The sequence below is a fragment of the Streptomyces sp. NPDC004838 genome, assembly GCF_053600955.1.
Genome location: NZ_JBSGAW010000006.1, coordinates 59,018 through 76,106, shown reverse-complemented (window position 1 = coordinate 76,106; position 17,089 = coordinate 59,018). Strand labels below are relative to the sequence as shown.

General features: G+C 72.5%; 16 protein-coding genes. 10 read left to right on the top strand and 6 right to left on the bottom strand.

The window, feature by feature from the left end; translation table 11 throughout:
* The first annotated feature begins 11 nt into the window (after nt 1-11).
* The 6 genes from ACWEFL_RS09185 (at nt 12) to fabG (ending at nt 4,287) form a co-directional block, all read left to right on the top strand.
* The gene (locus ACWEFL_RS09185) at nt 12-1,169 is read left to right on the top strand and encodes an acyl-CoA dehydrogenase family protein (RefSeq protein ID WP_451709652.1); all 1,158 of its coding nucleotides are present in this window, start codon (nt 12-14) and stop codon (nt 1,167-1,169) included.
* The gene (locus tag ACWEFL_RS09180) at nt 1,166-1,318 is read left to right on the top strand and encodes a hypothetical protein (protein WP_451709649.1); all 153 of its coding nucleotides are present in this window, start codon (nt 1,166-1,168) and stop codon (nt 1,316-1,318) included. The genes ACWEFL_RS09185 and ACWEFL_RS09180 overlap by 4 nt, the downstream gene beginning before the upstream one ends.
* Complete coding sequence (locus tag ACWEFL_RS09175) at nt 1,315-1,683, top strand: Zn-ribbon domain-containing OB-fold protein (protein ID WP_451709647.1); 369 nt, start codon at nt 1,315-1,317, stop codon at nt 1,681-1,683. Before ACWEFL_RS09180 ends, ACWEFL_RS09175 begins: the two co-directional genes overlap by 4 nt.
* Nucleotides 1,680-2,843: a thiolase gene (locus tag ACWEFL_RS09170; protein ID WP_451709645.1), complete on the top strand. Its 1,164-nt coding sequence runs from the start codon at nt 1,680-1,682 to the stop codon at nt 2,841-2,843. The genes ACWEFL_RS09175 and ACWEFL_RS09170 overlap by 4 nt, the downstream gene beginning before the upstream one ends.
* A 175-nt stretch (nt 2,844-3,018) precedes the next feature.
* Complete coding sequence (locus ACWEFL_RS09165; RefSeq protein ID WP_451709642.1) at nt 3,019-3,477, top strand: MaoC family dehydratase; 459 nt, start codon at nt 3,019-3,021, stop codon at nt 3,475-3,477.
* Between the two features lie 48 nt (nt 3,478-3,525).
* Nucleotides 3,526-4,287 (top strand): 3-oxoacyl-ACP reductase FabG, encoded by a 762-nt coding sequence (fabG, locus tag ACWEFL_RS09160; protein WP_451709640.1) that lies wholly within the window; start codon nt 3,526-3,528, stop codon nt 4,285-4,287.
* A 362-nt stretch (nt 4,288-4,649) separates the two neighbouring features.
* Here the strand turns inward: fabG and ACWEFL_RS09155 are convergent, their stop codons facing one another.
* Both ACWEFL_RS09155 and ACWEFL_RS09150 read right to left on the bottom strand, forming a co-directional pair.
* Nucleotides 4,650-5,144, bottom strand: a complete 495-nt coding sequence (locus ACWEFL_RS09155) for a PaaI family thioesterase (RefSeq protein WP_451709639.1) — start codon at nt 5,142-5,144, stop codon at nt 4,650-4,652.
* Between the two features lie 60 nt (nt 5,145-5,204).
* Nucleotides 5,205-6,053: an acyl-CoA thioesterase gene (locus ACWEFL_RS09150; RefSeq protein ID WP_451710021.1), complete on the bottom strand. Its 849-nt coding sequence runs from the start codon at nt 6,051-6,053 to the stop codon at nt 5,205-5,207.
* 206 nt (nt 6,054-6,259) lie between these two features.
* Here ACWEFL_RS09150 and ACWEFL_RS09145 point away from each other — a divergent pair, with 206 nt between their 5' ends.
* Nucleotides 6,260-6,421, top strand: a complete 162-nt coding sequence (locus ACWEFL_RS09145; protein ID WP_451709635.1) for a hypothetical protein — start codon at nt 6,260-6,262, stop codon at nt 6,419-6,421.
* A gap of 73 nt (nt 6,422-6,494) precedes the next feature.
* Complete coding sequence (locus ACWEFL_RS09140; protein ID WP_451709632.1) at nt 6,495-8,066, top strand: long-chain-fatty-acid--CoA ligase; 1,572 nt, start codon at nt 6,495-6,497, stop codon at nt 8,064-8,066.
* Between the two features lie 194 nt (nt 8,067-8,260).
* On the opposite strand, the gene ACWEFL_RS09135 is transcribed toward ACWEFL_RS09140, so the two are convergent.
* Both ACWEFL_RS09135 and ACWEFL_RS09130 read right to left on the bottom strand, forming a co-directional pair.
* Nucleotides 8,261-9,145, bottom strand: a complete 885-nt coding sequence (locus ACWEFL_RS09135; RefSeq protein ID WP_451709630.1) for an enoyl-CoA hydratase-related protein — start codon at nt 9,143-9,145, stop codon at nt 8,261-8,263.
* A gap of 85 nt (nt 9,146-9,230) precedes the next feature.
* Nucleotides 9,231-10,466: an MmgE/PrpD family protein gene (locus ACWEFL_RS09130; RefSeq protein WP_451709627.1), complete on the bottom strand. Its 1,236-nt coding sequence runs from the start codon at nt 10,464-10,466 to the stop codon at nt 9,231-9,233.
* A 308-nt stretch (nt 10,467-10,774) separates the two neighbouring features.
* On the opposite strand from ACWEFL_RS09130, the gene ACWEFL_RS09125 reads away from it, so the two are divergent.
* Complete coding sequence (locus tag ACWEFL_RS09125; protein WP_451709624.1) at nt 10,775-12,649, top strand: alkyl/aryl-sulfatase; 1,875 nt, start codon at nt 10,775-10,777, stop codon at nt 12,647-12,649.
* A 290-nt stretch (nt 12,650-12,939) separates the two neighbouring features.
* On the opposite strand, the gene ACWEFL_RS09120 is transcribed toward ACWEFL_RS09125, so the two are convergent.
* Nucleotides 12,940-14,568 carry a CocE/NonD family hydrolase gene (locus ACWEFL_RS09120; protein ID WP_451710019.1) on the bottom strand — a complete coding sequence of 543 codons (1,629 nt, stop codon included), beginning with the start codon at nt 14,566-14,568 and terminating at the stop codon, nt 12,940-12,942.
* 177 nt (nt 14,569-14,745) lie between these two features.
* On the opposite strand from ACWEFL_RS09120, the gene ACWEFL_RS09115 reads away from it, so the two are divergent.
* A complete protein-coding gene (locus tag ACWEFL_RS09115) occupies nt 14,746-15,462 on the top strand; it encodes a TetR/AcrR family transcriptional regulator C-terminal domain-containing protein (RefSeq protein WP_451709621.1) in 717 nt (238 codons plus the stop codon).
* A 238-nt stretch (nt 15,463-15,700) separates the two neighbouring features.
* Here the strand turns inward: ACWEFL_RS09115 and ACWEFL_RS09110 are convergent, their stop codons facing one another.
* Entirely contained in the window at nt 15,701-17,044 is a 1,344-nt protein-coding gene (locus tag ACWEFL_RS09110) for an MFS transporter (RefSeq protein WP_451709619.1), read from the bottom strand.
* Nucleotides 17,045-17,089: the final 45 nt, after the last annotated feature.

The window sequence follows — 17,089 nt, the reverse complement described above, 5'->3', positions numbered from 1 at the left end:
GGACACCAGACATGGACGCCGCTGACTTCAAGGCGGTACGGGACGCGGTCCGCCGCCTCGTACGCGAGGACGTCGTGCCGCGCGAGGAGGAGATCGAGGAGACCGACGCCATACCGGACGACATCCGGCGCAAGACCGTCGAAATGGGCCTCTTCGGCTACGCCCTCCCCGAGGAGCACGGCGGCCTCGGCGCGACGCTGTACGAGGACGTGCGACTGGCCTTCGAGTTCGGTTACACCACTCCCGCCTTCCGGTCCATGTTCGGCACCAACAACGGCATCGCCGGCAAGGTGCTCGTGAACGCGGGCACCGAGGAGCAGCAGAAGCACTGGCTGCCCCGGCTCGCCGAGGGCGCCGTCGCCTCCTTCGCGCTGACCGAGGCCGAGGCCGGTTCCGACCCCTCCGGCCTCACCACCCGGGCGGTGCGCGACGGCGACGCGTATGTGATCAGCGGTTCGAAGCGGTTCATCACCAACGCCCCGCTCGCCGACCTGTTCGTGGTCTTCGCCCGCACCGGCCAGGAGAGCCATGGCACCAAGGGCATCTCCGTCTTCCTCGTCGAGGCGGACCTGCCCGGGGTCACGGTCGGCCCCAAGGACCACAAGATGGGCCAGGCGGGCGCCTGGACCGCCGAGGTCGCCTTCGACGACGTCCGGGTCCCGGAGTCCGCCCTGGTCGGCGGCCGGGAAGGCGCGGGCTTCGGCGCCGCGATGAAGTCCCTGATCCGCGGCCGGATCCATATCGCCGCACTGTGCGTCGGCATGGCCGAGCGCATCCTGGAGGAGTCCGTCGCGTACGCCGCCGCCAGCAAGCAGGGCGGACGGCCCATCGGGGAGTTCCAGCTCGTGCAGGCGATGCTCGCCGAGATCCAGACCGGGGTGCTCGCAGGGCGCGCCATGGTCCTGGACGCGGCGCGGCAGTACGACTCCGGCGAGGACCGCAGGATCCGCCCCTCGGCCACCAAGCTGTACTGCTCCGAGATGGTCTCCAAGGCCGCCGACCTCGCCGTACAGATCCACGGCGGCATGGGCTACATGCGCGGCACGGTCGTCGAGCGCTGCTTCCGCGACGCCCGGCTGTTCCGGATCTACGAGGGCACCAGCGAGATCCAGCAGCTGATCATCGGCCGGGCCCTGCTGAAGGACGCCCGGGAGAAGGGGGCGAAGTGACCATGCCCCTCACCGGGACCCCGCCCGTCGCCGAACGCCCCGGGGACGAGTACGCCCTCGCCGAGGCACTGCCCGCGCACCCGCTCCCCCTGGACACCGCCGCCCGCCCGGACACCGGAGGCCGCCCGGACACCGGAGGCCGCCGATGACCGCCCCCGCCCACGGCTACACGGAGGGGCTGGCCGCCGGAGAACTCCGGTTCCAGCACTGCTCCGACTGCGGACGCGCCGTCTTCTACCCGCGAGTCCTCTGCCCGCACTGCGGTTCGGAGTCCCTCGAATGGCGGGTGAGCGCGGGACTCGGCACCGTCTACGCGACGACCGTCCTGCACCAGCGGGACGCCGACCCCTACAACGTGGCGCTCATCGACCTCGACGAGGGCTTCCGCATGATGAGCCGCGTCGAGGGCGTGAGCCCGCAGGACGTCCGGATCGGCGAACGGGTCGCCCTCGCCGTGATCACCGAGGACGGCGCCCCGCTCGCCGTCTTCCGCCCGCTGGAGGTACGCGCGTGAACACCGGTCTGCGCGGCAGGGTCGCCGTCGTCGGCGTCGCCGAATCCGACCTCGGAAAGGTCGCCCCCGGCCTCACCCACTTCGACCTGATGGGACAGGCCACCGTCCGCGCGCTCCGGGACGCCGGGCTGCGCAAGTCCGACATCGACGGCTTCTTCTGCGCCTCCTCCTATCTGCCGTTCCCCACCCTGGACGTCGCCGAGTACCTGGGCATCCGCCCCCGCTACGCCGACTCCACCAACATCGGCGGCAGCTCGTTCGTCTCGCACCTGCTGCACGCGGCCATGGCCATCGAAGCGGGGCTGTGCACGACCGCCCTGATCGCGTACGGCTCGACTCAGCGCTCCGACGGGGGCCGCCTGGTCTCCCCGACCAAGCTGCTGCCCTGGGAGGAGGCGTACCGGCCCCGCTACCCGGTCTCGATGTACGCGCTCGCCGCCTCTCGGCACATGCACGAGTACGGGACCACACGCGAGCAGCTCGCCGAAGTGGCGGTCGCCGCCCGCGACTGGGCCCAGCTCAACCCGAAGGCGTTCACCTACGGACGAGGGCCGCTCACCGTCGACGACGTACTCTCCTCACAGATGATCAGCTACCCGCTGACCAGCAAGGACTGCTGCCTGGTCACCGACGGCGGCGGCGCCGTCATCCTCACCAGTGCCGAGCGCGCACGGGACCTTGGCGTGACGCCCGCGTACCTCCTGGGCGGCGGCGAGGCGACCTGGCACCGCTCGATCTCCCAGATGCCCGATCTGACGACGACCGCCGCCGCCGAATCGGGGCGGCGAGCCTTCGAGATGGCGGGACTGAAGCACTCCGACGTGGACGTCGTCCAGCTCTACGACGCCTTCACCATCAACACGCTGCTCTTCCTGGAGGACCTGGGCTTCTGCGCCAAGGGGGAGGGCGGCGCCTTCGTCTCCGGCGGGCGGATCGCGCCGGGTGGCGAACTGCCCGTCAACACCAACGGCGGCGGGCTGTCGTACTGCCATCCGGGCATGTACGGGATCTTCCTCATCATCGAGGCCGTGCGACAGCTCCGGGGCGAGTGCGGCGAACGCCAGCGGGCGGACACCAGGGTCGCGCTCGTCAACGGCAACGGCGGCGTCCTGTCCAGCCAGGCGACGGCGCTGCTCGGCACGGCGGAGACGCTGGGATGACCGCTGCGGCGACCACGGCTTCCGGGATGTTCCGGGCGGTCGACGAGGCCCGTACCGGCAGTTCCCGCCCCGGCAGTTCCCGTACCGGCAGTTCCCGCACCGCCGCGCGCCCGGAAACGCCTCCCGCCGACACCTCGCGCCGAATCCCCCTTCTCCGAGAACTGGACGATACGAGATGACCAAGGTCTTTTCCTCCCCCGAAGAGTTCGCCGCGGCGGCCGGCGCCCACGTCGGCGTCAGCGACTGGGTCGCCGTGACGCAGGACCGCATCGACACCTTCGCCGAGGCCACCGGCGACCACCAGTGGATCCACGTCGACCCCGCGCGCGCCGCCGACGGCCCGTTCGGCGCGACCATCGCCCACGGCTACCTCACGCTCTCCCTGATCCCCGTCCTCACCCAGGGCGTGTACCGCATCGAGGGCGTGAAGATGGGCGTCAACTACGGCCTCAACAAGGTGCGTTTCATGAACCCGGTACGCGTCGGCTCGAAGGTCCGCGCCTCGGTGGACGTGGTCTCCGCCGAGGAGGTCCCCGGCGGCGGCCGCCAGATCGTGAACAAGGTGACCATCGAGATCGAGGGCTCCGACAAGCCGGCCTGCGTCGCCGAGACCGTCGTCCGCGTCTACGGCTGACCGCACGGCACCCCCGCCTTCCGTACCGACCCCGCAAGGAGAGACACCATGTCCGAGACCGCCCAGAAGGTCGCCGTCGTCACCGGAGCCGCCCGCGGAATCGGCGCCGCCACCGCCCTGCGGCTGGCCGCCGACGGCTTCGCCGTCGCCGTCCTCGACCTGGACGAGGCCGCCTGCGCCGACACGGTCGCCGCCATCGAGAAGGAGGGCGGTCGCGCCCTGGCCGTGGGGGTGGACGTCGCCGACGCCGCCCGCGTCGAGGCGGCCGTCGAGCGCGTCGCCGCCCACTTGGGCGCGCCCCTCGTCCTGGTCAACAACGCCGGCATCACCCGCGACAACCTGCTGTTCAAAATGGACGAACAGGACTGGGACGCGGTGATCGGCGTGCATCTGCGCGGCGCGTTCCTCATGAGCCGCGCCGTGCAGAAGCACATGACGCAGGCGAGCTGGGGCCGGATCGTGAACCTGTCCTCCACGGCGGCCCTCGGCAACCGCGGCCAGGTCAACTACTCCGCCGCCAAGGCGGGGCTCCAGGGCTTCACCAAGACGCTCGCGATCGAACTCGGCAAGTTCGGCGTCACCGCGAACGCCGTCGCCCCGGGCTTCATCGCCACGGACATGACGGCGAAGACCGCGGAGCGCGTGGGCCTGTCCTTCGAGGAGTTCCAGGCCAGGGCCGCGGCGAACATCCCGGTCGCCCGGGTCGGCCGGCCCGCGGACATCGCCGCCGCCGTCTCGTACTTCGTGAGCGAGGAGGCCGGATTCGTCTCCGGCCAGGTGCTGTACGTCGCGGGCGGCCCGCGGGCCTGACGCACCGCCGCCGGTCCCGCACCGGACCGCCGTGCCCGTCCGGACCGCCGGGGGCACGGCGGTCCGTCGTCGTGACCGGGCGGCTCCCCGCACACCGCCCTTCACAGGACGGCGTTCGGCAGCGGCGGATCCTTCGCGCGGTCCACTCCCTTCGGGAGCGGCCCGCCGCAGCACCCAGGACGCCCCGCTCCCTCTGCCTGCCAAGGGGGGCCCGGCGAAGTGGACAACCCCAGGCGACGGCCCGCCCCGGCCGGGCCCCGCCGTACCCCTGTGCCGTCCCCCGGCCCGCTGGTCCGCGTCTACGGACCCGGACCGACGGGCCGGCCGTGGCGAACAGCAGGCCCGCCGTGCTCAGGAACCGCTCACGCCCCACCCTGTTCGTCGACGGTGGTCTCCCGTGCTGCCGCGAGCAGCCTCCGGTTCGGTGTGAGGGAGCCGGACGCCTGGCAGCAGAGCCGATCGAGCGCGTCGGTGACAGCGGCGTGCGTCAGGGTGCGGGTGCGCGACGACTGGAGCACGGTGCCGGTCACCGTGTAGACCTCGCCGGCCAGCACCGGTCGCAGGTAGTCGACGTTCAGGCTCATCGTCACGAACGGGGTAGCGGGCTCGCTCCCGCTGATCGCCGCGACGCCGCACACCTCGTCGAGCGCCGTCGCGATATAGCCGCCGTGCACGATTCCGCCGCGGTTGAGCACCGCCTCGCCCGGAGCCCAGCGCATCTCCACGCGGCCCTTCTCCGCCCGGGAGATCTCCATGCCGAGGTGGGCGTAGGGAACGTATGCGAAGGCGTGCAGGTTCTCGGCGATCAGACGGACCCGGTCGAGTCCGGAGCCGGTTCCCCAGGGGATGGTGGTCACGAAGGGTCCCGCCTTTCGGTGAAGGGGTGAGGACGGTGGACACGGGAGACGGACAGGGGATCAGCCTGCGGGCGCACGGTGCCGCAGGACCGCTTCCTGCGCGACGGTGGCGACCAGCCGGCCCTCCTGGTCCCACAGTTCGCCGTGCGTCAGCGCACGTCCGTCGGCCAGGCGGGAGGCCCGCTGGCGGTAGAGCAGCCAGGCGTCCGCACGCGGCGGCCGGTGGAACCAGACGCTGTGGTCCAGCGAGGCGAGCATCACCGTGGGCGGCCCGCTGCGACGGGAGCTGTGGGGTTCCCAGGGCAGCGCGGCGGTGGGGGAGAGGGTGAGGTCGGAGAGGTAGGCGAGGGCAGCCTCGTGGACCAGCGGCTCCTTCGGCAGCGGTCGCGCCGTCCGTATCCAGGCACGCTGTTCGGCCAGTTCGTCCCGCGTGGCCGCCTGTTCCGAGGGGCTCGGCGCGACGAACCGGAGGTCGACGGCGCGCGCGAGGGTGTACGACGCATAGCGCTCGGGCTGCTCGCCGGCCAGGGCCGCGAACGGGTCGAAGCAGCGGTGCGGCGGGGGCGCGCTCGGCGCCGGCGGCTGCCGGTCCCGTTCCGTCTCGGGGCGCTTGAAGGAGCTCTGCAGGCTCAGTACGGCGTGACCGTGCTGATGTGCGGATACCTGGCGCGCGGCGTAGGACGCTCCGTCACGCAACCGGTCCACGCGGTACTCGACGGGCTCGCCGCCGGGGTCCACGGAGCGGAGGAAGTACGCGTGCAGGGAGTGGGCGCGGCGCTCCGAGCCGAGGGTGCGGCCCGCGGCGAGGAGTGCCTGGGCGAGCACGGCCCCACCGTAGGCCCGCGGGGGCCTACCGTCGTGCGGCCTGCCGAGCCAGACATCGGCCCCGGCCGGTTCGAGGCCGAGTATCCGGGGGAGGTCGAGCAGCCCCGGCCGTTCGGTGGCGTGGGTGTCGGTGGTGATGGTGCGCTCCTTTCACCCGTGCCCCGCGGGGGCACGTGAGGCACGTCACAGCTCGTGGACACGCCGAGTCCGCCGAGAATATCTTAACGATCGTTCGACCTGTAACACTGTTCCTTCGACTCTCCGGAGCCCCGAGGGGCCGGAGGAGCGGCATGCGCCGCACGGTGTTCAACGGTGGTCACGAGAGCGTTCCGAACCGCGTGGGAGCGGGCCGGGCGTCCGCCGCGGGCTCGCCGGACCGGATTCCCAGGCGTCCGCGCACGCACTACGGGCGCTTCCCGGCCGCCGCGCTCGACGCCCTGGCGCTCCGCTGACCGCCCGGCCCAGTTCGCACCGCAACACGCACTCCGGCCTCGCCGCCGGTGCCGACGCCGATGGAGGACCCGCATGGGCCCGTTTCTGCCCGACGCCGTACGCCAGCACGCCATCGAGCGCCCCGGCGCTCCGGCCGTCACCGAGGGCTCGCGGACGCTGACCTACGCCGAGCTCGACCGGCGTGGCAACCGCGTCGCCCAGGCCCTCCTCGCCGAGGGGCTGCGGCGGGGCGACCGGGTGGGCTATCTCGTCCGCCCCGGCGCCCTGTCCGCCGAACTCCTCGTCGGCTGCGCCAAGGCGGGCCTCGTCGCCACACCGCTGAACTGGCGGCTCGCCGTCTCCGAACTGGTCGCCGTCGCACGGGACGCCGAACTCGGGATCGTCCTCACCCAGACCGAGTTCCTGCGCGCCGCGCGGGCCCTGAGCGCCGCACTGCCCGGCATCCCGCTGGTCACCGAGGGAGAGGCGACCGCGCCGGAGCACAATTACGAGGACTGGCTCCTCGCCGCGAGCCCAGCCGACCCCGGCGCGGTGAGCGATGACGGCGGCGCGGTGACCGGTGACGGCGTCTTCCTTCAGCTCTACACCTCCGGCACCACCGGGCTGCCCAAGGGCGTCCAGCTCACCCTCCGGAACGTCAGCGCGGGCGAGTTCCAGCTGCGCGAGATGGGCTGGCACGACACGTCCGTCGCCCTGAACGCCATGCCCGTCTTCCACATCGCGGGGACGGGCTGGCTCGTCACCGCGCTGACCGCGGGCGCCCACACGGTGATGCTGCCGGATCTCGTACCGCAGACCGCGGTCGAGGTGCTGGAGCGCCACGAGGTCACCCACGCGTTCTTCGTGCCCGCCATGCTCCACGTCCTCACGGCCCTGCCGGGCATCCGCGAACGCGACTTCTCCTCGCTCCAGCTGATCGTCTACGGTGCCTCGCCGATCACCCCGGCCCTGCTGAGGCGCTCCATGGAGGTCTTCGGCTGCGGCTTCTACCAGAAGTACGGGCAGACGGAGACCACGGGCTCCGCCTCCCGGCTGCTTCCCGAGGACCACGTCCTGGACGGGCCGCGCTCGACGCTCCTGCGCTCGGCGGGCAACACCCGCCCCGACGTGGAGGTCGCCATCGCCGACCCGGTCACCGGGGAGCCGGTGGCGCCGGGCGTGGTGGGGGAGATCCTCACCCGCTCCCACCATGTGACCCCCGGCTACTGGAGGCGGCCGCAGGAGAACGAGGCCCTGTTCACCGCCGACGGCTGGCTCAGAACCGGCGACGCGGGCTACCTCGATCCGGACGGCTATCTCTTCATCACCGACCGGATCAAGGACATGGTGATCACCGGCGGCGAGAACGTCTATCCCATCGAGGTCGAGTCCGTGCTCGCCGAGCACCCCGCGGTCCTCGACGTAGCCGTCTTCGGAACCCCCGACGAGCGATGGGGAGAGGCCGTGACCGCCGCTGTCGTCCTGCGGCCCGGCGCGGAGCCCGTCACCGCGAGCGACCTCGTCGAGTTCAGCCGGGAGCGGATCGCCTCGTACAAGAAGCCGCGGACCGTCCACTTCGTCGAGGAACTGCCGCGCAACCCCAGCGGAAAGATCCTCAAGCGCGTACTCCGCGAGGAACTCGCCCCCCGGTCCGGCGGGGCCTGACCCGGCCACGCGTCCGGGGCCGGAACCCCGGATCCGGCGCACCGGCGCACAGCGGACCGCCCGGCCGGCTTTCCTCCACGAGGAGAGCCGGCCGGGCGGATTCGCGTATATGCGGGGCCGAGCGCCCGTGGATCGCAGGCGTCCGTCCGCAGTGCGGGCGGACCTCGGCGAAGGGCCGGGGACCGCCCGTGCGCTTACCCGTCGTCGCCGTCCAGCCACGGAAGATACGGCGGCAGATCCTCGGGCACCCGGCCCGGGAACTTCGGCTCGCGGCGCTCGAAGAACGACCGCACGCCCTCCTGGGCGTCCGCGCCGCGCACCGTGTCGAAGACCAGACGTGAGTCCAGCCGGTGCACCTGCTCGGGTGTCTCCGCCCAGGCCATGCGGTACACCAGCTGCCGGGTGACGGCCACGGACACCGGGGCCGTGGTGGAGGCGATCTCCCGCGCCAGCTCGTACGCGGCGTCAAGGACCCGTTCCGCGTCGTGCAGGCTCGTCACCAGGCCGGCGGACAGCGCTTCCGCGGCCGACAGGATCCGGCCGGACACCAGCCAGTCCATGGCCGTGCCGAGGCCCACCAGCCGAGGCAGGAACCAGGCCGACGCGCCCTCGGGCACGATGCCGCGGCGGGTGAAGGGGAAACCGAACTTCGCGTCGTGCGCGGCGAGCCGGAAGTCGGCGGGCAGCAGCATCGTCGAGCCGACGCCGACGGCGGCGCCCAGCACGGCCGCGATGACCGGCTTGTTCATCGCGTACAGGACGCGCGTCACCACGCCCGCCGGTTCCTGGTAGGTGCCCGCCTCGATCCGCGCCGCGGTGTCGTCGTCCACCGTCCGGGTGAAGCCCCGGTCCGTGCCGCCGCCGCCCGAGAGGTCGGCCCCGACGCAGAAGTCCTTGCCCGCGCCGGTGAGGACGACGACGCGTACCGCGTGGTCGGCGTCGGCCGCTCGCAGTGCGGAGGCCAACTCGTCGGCCATCAGCCGGGTGTAGCCGTTGCGCGCCTCGGGGCGGTTCAGCGTGACCGTGGCCACGCGGTCCTCGACGGCGTAGGTGATCTGCTCGTACCGCTCCGCGCTCACCGGGACCTCCTCGGCCGGTCGTGGTGCGCCGTGGTGACGCGCTGTTCAGGGGTGACGGCGGCGGTCCCGTCGCACGGTGGCCGCCTCACGCGTCCGCCTCCGTCCGGGCGGCGGGGAAGGACGCGCGCATGAGGGCGGCGGCCCCCTCCCAGTCGACGCCGGCCAGCAGACCGGGCACGTCCGGGCCGCAGTCGGCCAGTTTGGCGGCGAACTCCTCCTCGGTGGCGGGAAGGTGGGGGGAGCCCGGCGGCAGGTCGAGCGAGGCGGTGTGCACGGAGCCGTCGCCGGTGGTGATCTCGACGGTCGTCTCGCCGGTGAGCAGGCCGGAGCCACCCGGCGTCCGTACGGTCTCCACCAGGGCGACGAGGCGCTGTGCGGCCGTGCGCCGCACCTGGTCGTCGGTGTACGACACGAAGCCCGGATGGCGGTCCAGGAGAGCCGCGGCCACCGCGTACTCCAGGCTGAACTTGCCCTGGAGGCCCGTCCGCGGCCGGGAGTGGATCAGCGGGTGGACCGCTGCCTCCGGAGTGCGCACCACGATGCGCACCACCTCCGACGGATCGATCGCCCGCCGACCGAGCAGCAGGCGGACCGCGCCGATCGGGCGCTGCATCGCGTAGCAGCACGGGAAGATCTTGGTCGCGAGTCCGCCGGGGACCGCCGTTCCCTTCGGGTCGAAGGCGTCGTGGTCCAGCAGCGCGCGGGACCCGCCGACCAACGGCAGCCAGGCGTCGAGCGCCGAGGGGTCCGAGCCCGCGCCCGCTGCGGCCAGGCGGGCGGCCCTGACCCCCGCCTCGGCCGCGAAACCGACCTGGAGCGACTTGGTGTCGGTGCCGAACGCGCGCTGGACACCGCCCGCCGCGGGCAGGGCCAGCGAGACGGCCCGCGTCAGCCCCTCCGTGTCGAGACCGAGAGCCAAGCCGGCACCGATGGCCGCGGCGGGAGCGCCCGCGGTGCAGGTGGCGTGCCAGCCGTCGGTGTAGTGCCGCCAGCCGAGGGCGGTGCCGAGCCGGGCCATCACCCCGGCCGCGGCCAGATACTCGCGCGCGCCGCCGCCCGTGCTCAGGACGGCCGGTACGCACACGACGGAGACGTGGGTGGTGGACGGCAGGTGCAGATCGTCGAAATCGAGGACGTGGCCCACGGCGGCCCAGCGCGCAGCCTCGGGAAGACCGGCCGTGAGCCGGGCCATGCGGTGGTCGCGGGCCGCCAGGGACACGGCGAGCGTGTCCCTGAGGGCGTGGTCGGCGAGGCGCAGGTCCGATGGTGACGGTTCGTGGGCGGCGGCCCAGCGCGCCAGTTCCCCGGCGAGGTGCGACATGCGTGACTCCTGGAGGTATCGCCGTCACGGGCGGGGAGCGGCGCTCTGCGCGGGTGCGGACGCGCCGGATCTGTTGACAGTGCCGTGCGGCCGTGGTTGTGTGCGGTGCTACTCGAACGTTCGTTAAATTAGCAGACGGTTCCGGGGGACACCATGACCGCCGGCGTGATCCTCGCCGCACGGTCCGTGGAGTCCCTGCCGGTTGCCCCTGCGCCCGCCCTCTGCCGCACGACTCCGTACGCACGACTCCGTACACGTACGCCCGACTCCGTACGCCCGACTCCGTCCGCACGACGAATTGAGGCACCATGACCGCAGCGCCCGGACTCGACTGGGACGACCCGACCGACCTCGCCAACGCCTCGCGGGGGCGGCTCGACACCCTCACACCGTGCGTGATCGAGAACGCCGAGGGCCGGGTCGTCTGGGACAACGAGCGCTGGTCCTTCCTCGCGGAGGACTGCCCCGAGACCGCTCATCCCAGCCTCTGGCGGCAGAGCCGGCTCAACTCCCTGCACGGCCTGTTCGAGGTCGTCGAGGGCGTCTACCAGATCCGCGGCTTCGACGTCTCCAACATGACGATCATCGAGGGGACCACGGGCCTGGTGATCGTGGATCCGCTCATCAGCGAGGAGTGCGCGGCGGCCGGACTCGCCCTGTACCGGAAGAACCGCGGCAGCGGCCTTCCGGTCGCCGCCGTCGTCTACTCCCACAGTCACACCGACCACTTCGGCGGTGTGCGCGGCGTCGTCGACGAGGCCGAGGTGAAGGCGGGGCGCGTACGCGTCGTCGCGCCCGAGGGCTTCATGGAGGAGGCCGTCAGCGAGAACATCGTCGCCGGGCCCGCCATGCTGCGCCGCGCGCTGTACATGTACGGCGTCGGTCTCCCCGCCGCGCCCGACGGCGCGATCGGCTTCGGGCTCGGGCAGGGAACGTCCAGCGGCAGGGTCGGACTGATTCCGCCCACCGACCTCGTGACGGAGACCGGGCAGGTGTACGAACTCGGCGGCGTGCGGCTGGAGTTCCAGCTCACCCCGGGCACCGAGGCCCCCGCCGAGATGAACTTCCTGCTGCCCGACCGGGGGGTCCTGCTCGTCGCGGAGAACGCCGGCCACACCCTGCACAACGTGCTGACGCTCCGCGGCGCGCTGGTACGCGATGCCCAGACCTGGGCCTCGTACCTCACCGAGACGATCGCCCTGTACGCGGACCGCTCCGACGTCCTCATCGGCTCCCACCACTGGCCCACCTGGGGCCGCGCGGAGCTGACGTCGATGCTCTCGGAGCAGCGCGACGCGTACGGCTATCTGCACGACCAGACCGTGCGCCTGATGAACCAGGGACTGACCGGGCCCGAGATAGCCGAGGAACTGTCCGAGTTCCCGCCGCAGCTCGCCAGGGCCTGGCACGCCCGCGGCTACTACGGCTCGCTCAGCCACAACTCCAAGGCCGTGTACCAGCGCTACATGGGCTGGTTCGACGGCAACCCGGCCCACCTGTGGCAGCACCCGCCGGTCGAGGCGGCCAAGCGGTACGTGGAGTTCATGGGAGGCGCGCGTGCCGTGGTGCGCAAGGCCCGTGAGACGGCGGACGCCGGCGATCTGCGGTTCGCGGCCGAGGTCCTGAACCACGTCGTGTTCGCCGACCCCACCGACAAGGAAGCCCGCGAGCTTCAGGCCGAGACCTTCGAGAAGCTCGCGTACGCCTGCGAGAACGGCACCTGGCGCAACTTCTACCTCTCCGGCGCCCGCGATCTGCGCGACTTCTCCGGAGAGCCGACCCGCGGCAGCGGCTCGGGTTCGGGCGGCGGCCTGGCCTGGGGCCTGCCCGCCGACCAGGTGTTCAAGGCACTAGCGGTACGCGTGGACGGCCCGCGCGCGGCGGCCCACCGCCTCGTCATGCGCTGGGAGTTCGACGGGGGCGGCGAACCCGACGTGTGGACACTGCTGCTGTCCAACGGAGTGCTGACACCGATGCGCGGTGACGCGCCCGGTGGCGAGCAGCCGCAGGTGACCGTGCGTACGGCCCTCGACGTACTGCTCGGCGTCCTGGGCGGGCGCGTCGAACTCGCCGGGGCGGCCGAGGCGGGAGAGGCCGTACTGGAGGGCGACACGGAGGTGCTGGGGATGTTCTTCTCCCTGCTCCAGGCGCCGCGCGTCGGGTTCCCGCTCGTTCTGCCGTAGCCGACGCCGTAACAGCGCCACGCCACGCCCAGTGGCGTGGCGTCGTGCTTCCCCGGCTCGTTCCCGAGTCCTGACGCGAGCGGCGGCCGGGACGCTCGCGAGTCGCGACCGCCGGTGGGGCCGTGGGGCGGATCCGGCGTGATGGTGGGAGTCGTGGATACGTCGCCGATCGGGAGGAGGCGGTGCGGGGCGAATCGGCGCTCCGGCGCCGACCCATGTGCGCGACCCGGACGCGGGCTGCCTGGACGACGTAGGCGGTGCCGATCAGTCAGCCCGTCGGGTCCGGCTCGTCAGCTGTTCTCCGTGGGGCTGAGCCCGGAACTGCGGGCAGGCGTCGCAAGCGTCAGCTCTGAGTCCGCGTGGAGCGTGATGCGCACCGGTGTGAAGGTGGTGGCGTCCACCGGCGACTCCCCGGTGCCGGGATTGCGGGCGTAGCGCGGATGGGCGCCGCCGCTGATCTGCCAGCGTACGCGGTGACCGACGGCGAAGCGGTGGGCGGTGGAACTCATCGGCACGGTGAGGTGCGAGGGCGCCTGTTCGGCTGTCCGAAGCCGGCCCAGCCCGTCGCAGATGTTGACGGAGCGGCCTTGTGCGTCCACGTCGCACAGGCGGGTGAAGACATCGGCGTGGCCGGTGTCCGTGGATACGCTCAGCCGTGCGGAGACGGGCCCCAGGATGTCCAAGGGCTCGGTCAGTGGTGGGCCGGTGAAGGTCAGGACGTCGTCCCGGGCCTCCAGGGCGGCGTTGTCCCGGGGACCGGCGGTACGGGAGAGCAGCGGGCCGCCGAGGGAGGGGGTGGGGTCGGCCGGGTCGTAGCGGAAGGCCGTCACGGGCGCGGAGTCCACGGGGGCCAGTCGGGTGAGATGCCCGCCGGGAGTGGGGTACCACGAGGTGGCGGCCGCGGACGGCGGCCAGTCGTCGAGATCCCGCCAGGTGTTCGTGCCGCCGATGTGCACACGTACCGAGGTGGGGCGCAGGCCGGAGGGGTCGGCGTCCAGGTGGGCGCGCAACCACGCGAGGCTCTCGGCGAACACCTCGGGCCATCCCTGCTGCAGGGCGGACGTGTGGGTCCAGGGACCGACGAGCAGGGCCGTCTCGCATCCGGCCCGGCGCAGCCGGTCGTACTGCTCGAGAGTCTGGTCGACCAGTGCGTCGTGCCATCCGGTGATCAGTGCCGTGGGCACGCCGAGCCGTTCCGCCGACTCCGCCAACGACGCGCCGTGCCAGTAGGGGTCCTCGGCGTCCGGGTGGGTCATCACGTCGTCCAGCCAGGGCAGTTCGCCCCCCAGGGCTGACACGTACGACCCGCGCAGCGGCTGCGCGGTGATGGCGTCGCGCAGGCGGCGCTGCAGGCGCAGTGTGGCCTTGAGGAACGGTGCCATGCCCTGGTGCTGGTAGTTCATGCCCATGCCCACGGCGAGGGCGTTCTCCAGGCGCAGCGCACCGCCCGAGTGGAACAGGGCGTGCGGATCGTGCAGGCCCACCTGCACCACCATCGCCTTCAGTTCCGGCGGCGGGTCCGCGGCGAGGGCCCACTGCACATATCCCAGGTAGCTGGGGCCGACGGTCCCCAGCGTTCCGTTGAACCAGGGTTGCCCGCGCAGCCAGGACACCGCGGCCCGGCCGTCGGCGGCCTCGTTGCGCCAGAGATCGAAGTCACCGCCGGAGCCGCCGGTGCCGCGACAGCTCTGCAGCACCACGTGGAAGCCCTGTTCGGCGAAGAGCAGGCCGTACAGGGGAGACCACGGCAGGCTCCTGCCGTACGGCGATCGCACCAGGAGGGTGGGAAAGTCGCCCTCGGCGCGCGGGAAGTAGTGGTCCGTGATCAGCGGGCTGCCGTCGGCGGCCGGCACCGGCAGCCCCGGCTCCCACCCGACATCGTGCCGTTTGGCCGGGAGGCCGCGCCAGATCGCCCTCATCAACCGTGAGGCCAGTGGCGGCCTACCGGACGGCGGTGACCAGGTCGGCCTCGGCGCGGGACCGTGCGTGCGTGCAGCCATCGTTGCCCTCCTTGATATCCGTACGTTGTACGAGAATAGAGGATGCTTGGATGGGGCCCGCAAGGGCCGCCTCGATCAAGGGAGGGAGCGCGGACCATGGCCCGTGAAGGAGGGGCCGGCGCCCCGGGCGTCGACCCGGGTCGGCTCTGGCTGGGCTCCGACCAGCCCCGCAGGGGCCGCAAGCCCGCTTACAGCCGAGAGGCGATCACGGCGGCAGCCGTCGCCCTGGCGGACGCGGAAGGACTCGAAGCGGTCACCATGCGGAGAGTCGCCGCACAGGTCGGAGCCGGCGCCATGTCGCTCTACAGCTACGCCCCCGACAAGGAGACGCTGCTGGAACTGATGGTCGACCACGTCAGCGGCGAACTGCCGGCGGCGAACGTCCCCGCCGGCGACTGGCGCGCCGACCTGAAGGCCATCGCCCACCTCCAGCGCGCCCACATGCTGCGACACCCCTGGCTGCCCGCCGCTCTGGCCGCCCGCCGCACCCCCGGCCCCAACGCCCTGGCCTTCCTGGAACGCGCGCTCGCCGTCCTGCGGCCCACCGGACTGGACGGTGCGGCGAAGCTGGAGGTCCTCGCCCAGCTCACCGCATTCGTGGCCGGGCACGTCGCCCATGAGATCGCGCGGACCGCGGCCTCGCAGTCCTCCGACCGCATCGCGGCCGAAGCCCGCTACCTCGCCGCCGTCGCCGCGGACGGCCGTCACCCGGAACTCGCCGAAGTCCTCGCCGCCCCCGGACGCCCCCTCACGCCCGAAGCCACCTTCACCCGGTTCCTCAACCGCCTGATCGACGGCCTCGACACCGACTGATCCCGCTCCGCCGCGCCGTGCCCGTTCTCATAGACGACCAAAGGAGAAGCCGCCACCGCACCCCTGGACCGTGTCCGGTTCGTCCGGCCGCCATCACGCGCCGGCGGTCCGGTCGCCGTCCGGGGAAGACGGCGACCGGACCGGTCGGGCGCGGGCCACTGGAGCGGTACGCGCCGGGGCGGGGCAGCCCTCCCGCGCGGTGCGCGACTGAGCCGGAGGCCGTCCCGCGACCGCGCGGTCAGCGTGCGTCGGCCTCCCCGGCGGTGGGGCGGCCGTGCGACGCCACCTTGAGCGCGTCCCGCTCCGGGTTGGTGAGCAGCGCGGAGACGATGGCTCCGGCGACCACGATGAGGCCGATCACCAGGAAGCCCTGGGAGTAGCCCTCGCCCGGGCTGGGGGCCGAGTCGATCAGCCCGCCGAGGACCAGCGGGGCGATGATTCCGCCCAGGCTGTACACGGCGACGATCACGCCCATCACCCCGCCGCGCTGCCGCGCGGGAACGACGTCCGAGACGGCGGCGAAGGCGACGCCGTACCCGGCGCTCGTCAGTGAGGCGCCCACCACGATCAGCAGCATCTGCGCCACCCCGCGGTCCATCAGTGAGAAGGCGACGGTGCTGAGTCCTCCGGCGCCCGCCAGCGCGGACGCGAACAGGGTGCGGGCCGCTCTGCTGCTCGCCCCGCGCCGGGAGAGCATCGCCGAGACGACGCCCACCAGGATCTGGAAGACGGCGGCGGCTGCGTACGGCAGCGCCACCAGCTTTCCGGACTCGCTCGCCGTGTAGCCGAGGCCCTCGCGCAGATAGAGGGGAAGCCAGCTGACCTTGACCGCGACGCTCCAGTACGTGGTGAAGAAGAGGACGAGCAGGCCGACGATCGTCCCGGTGCCCAGGAGCGTGCGGTACGGGGCGGACTCCGGAAGCGGGCTGCCGGCCGCGCTCCGCGCGTGCCCCGCCCGCACCGGGCCCTCGCCGCCCGCGAAGAGCCACGCCAGGACCCAGGCGATGCCGACCACGAGCAGTACGCCGAAGGCCGCGTGCCAGTCGTGGCGCAGCATCACCCAGGTCAGGAGAGGGGCGGCGAGCAGCGGGCCGACGCCCGCGCCGGCCACGACGACGGAGGTGGGGATGGCCCGCTTCTCGGGCGCGTACCAGCTGTGGGTGACGGCGGTGGCCATCGCGGTGGCAGGGCCCTCGGCGAAGCCGAGGAGCACCCGGCAGGCGATCAGCAGGCCGAAGCTCACACTGCCGAGCAGGGGGGCGAGGCTGATGGCCCAGAGAACGGCGGTGCCCGCGAGCAGGTAGCGGGCCTTGATGCGGCCGATCAGCATGCCGCCGAGGACGGCTCCGACGGCGAGCAGCCAGAAGAAGCTGCTCTGCACGACACCGAACTGCTCCTTGGTGAGGCCGAGTTCCTTGATCAGGTCGACGCCTGCGAGCCCGATGACGACCTTGTCGGCGTAGTTGATGAGCATGAAGCAGAACAGCAGAGCGACGACGAGGGCGGCCTTGCCCTTCGGCGGAACCGCGTCGGTGTGGGTTTCGCGGGGCGCGGCCGGGCCGTCGGTGAGAGTGCGGGGCATGGGGAGTCTCCAGACGATCGCTGAGCGCGTGGGAGAGGAATTGAG

Coding starts and splice junctions, on each gene's coding strand:
- ACWEFL_RS09185 (WP_451709652.1), top strand. CDS start 12: ATGGACGCCGCTGACTTCAAGGCGGTACGGGACGCGGTCCGCCGCCTC.
- ACWEFL_RS09120 (WP_451710019.1), bottom strand. CDS start 14,568: ATGAGGGCGATCTGGCGCGGCCTCCCGGCCAAACGGCACGATGTCGGG.
- ACWEFL_RS09115 (WP_451709621.1), top strand. CDS start 14,746: ATGGCCCGTGAAGGAGGGGCCGGCGCCCCGGGCGTCGACCCGGGTCGG.
- fabG (WP_451709640.1), top strand. CDS start 3,526: ATGTCCGAGACCGCCCAGAAGGTCGCCGTCGTCACCGGAGCCGCCCGC.
- ACWEFL_RS09130 (WP_451709627.1), bottom strand. CDS start 10,466: ATGTCGCACCTCGCCGGGGAACTGGCGCGCTGGGCCGCCGCCCACGAA.
- ACWEFL_RS09145 (WP_451709635.1), top strand. CDS start 6,260: ATGCGCCGCACGGTGTTCAACGGTGGTCACGAGAGCGTTCCGAACCGC.
- ACWEFL_RS09125 (WP_451709624.1), top strand. CDS start 10,775: ATGACCGCAGCGCCCGGACTCGACTGGGACGACCCGACCGACCTCGCC.
- ACWEFL_RS09140 (WP_451709632.1), top strand. CDS start 6,495: ATGGGCCCGTTTCTGCCCGACGCCGTACGCCAGCACGCCATCGAGCGC.
- ACWEFL_RS09110 (WP_451709619.1), bottom strand. CDS start 17,044: ATGCCCCGCACTCTCACCGACGGCCCGGCCGCGCCCCGCGAAACCCAC.
- ACWEFL_RS09175 (WP_451709647.1), top strand. CDS start 1,315: ATGACCGCCCCCGCCCACGGCTACACGGAGGGGCTGGCCGCCGGAGAA.
- ACWEFL_RS09165 (WP_451709642.1), top strand. CDS start 3,019: ATGACCAAGGTCTTTTCCTCCCCCGAAGAGTTCGCCGCGGCGGCCGGC.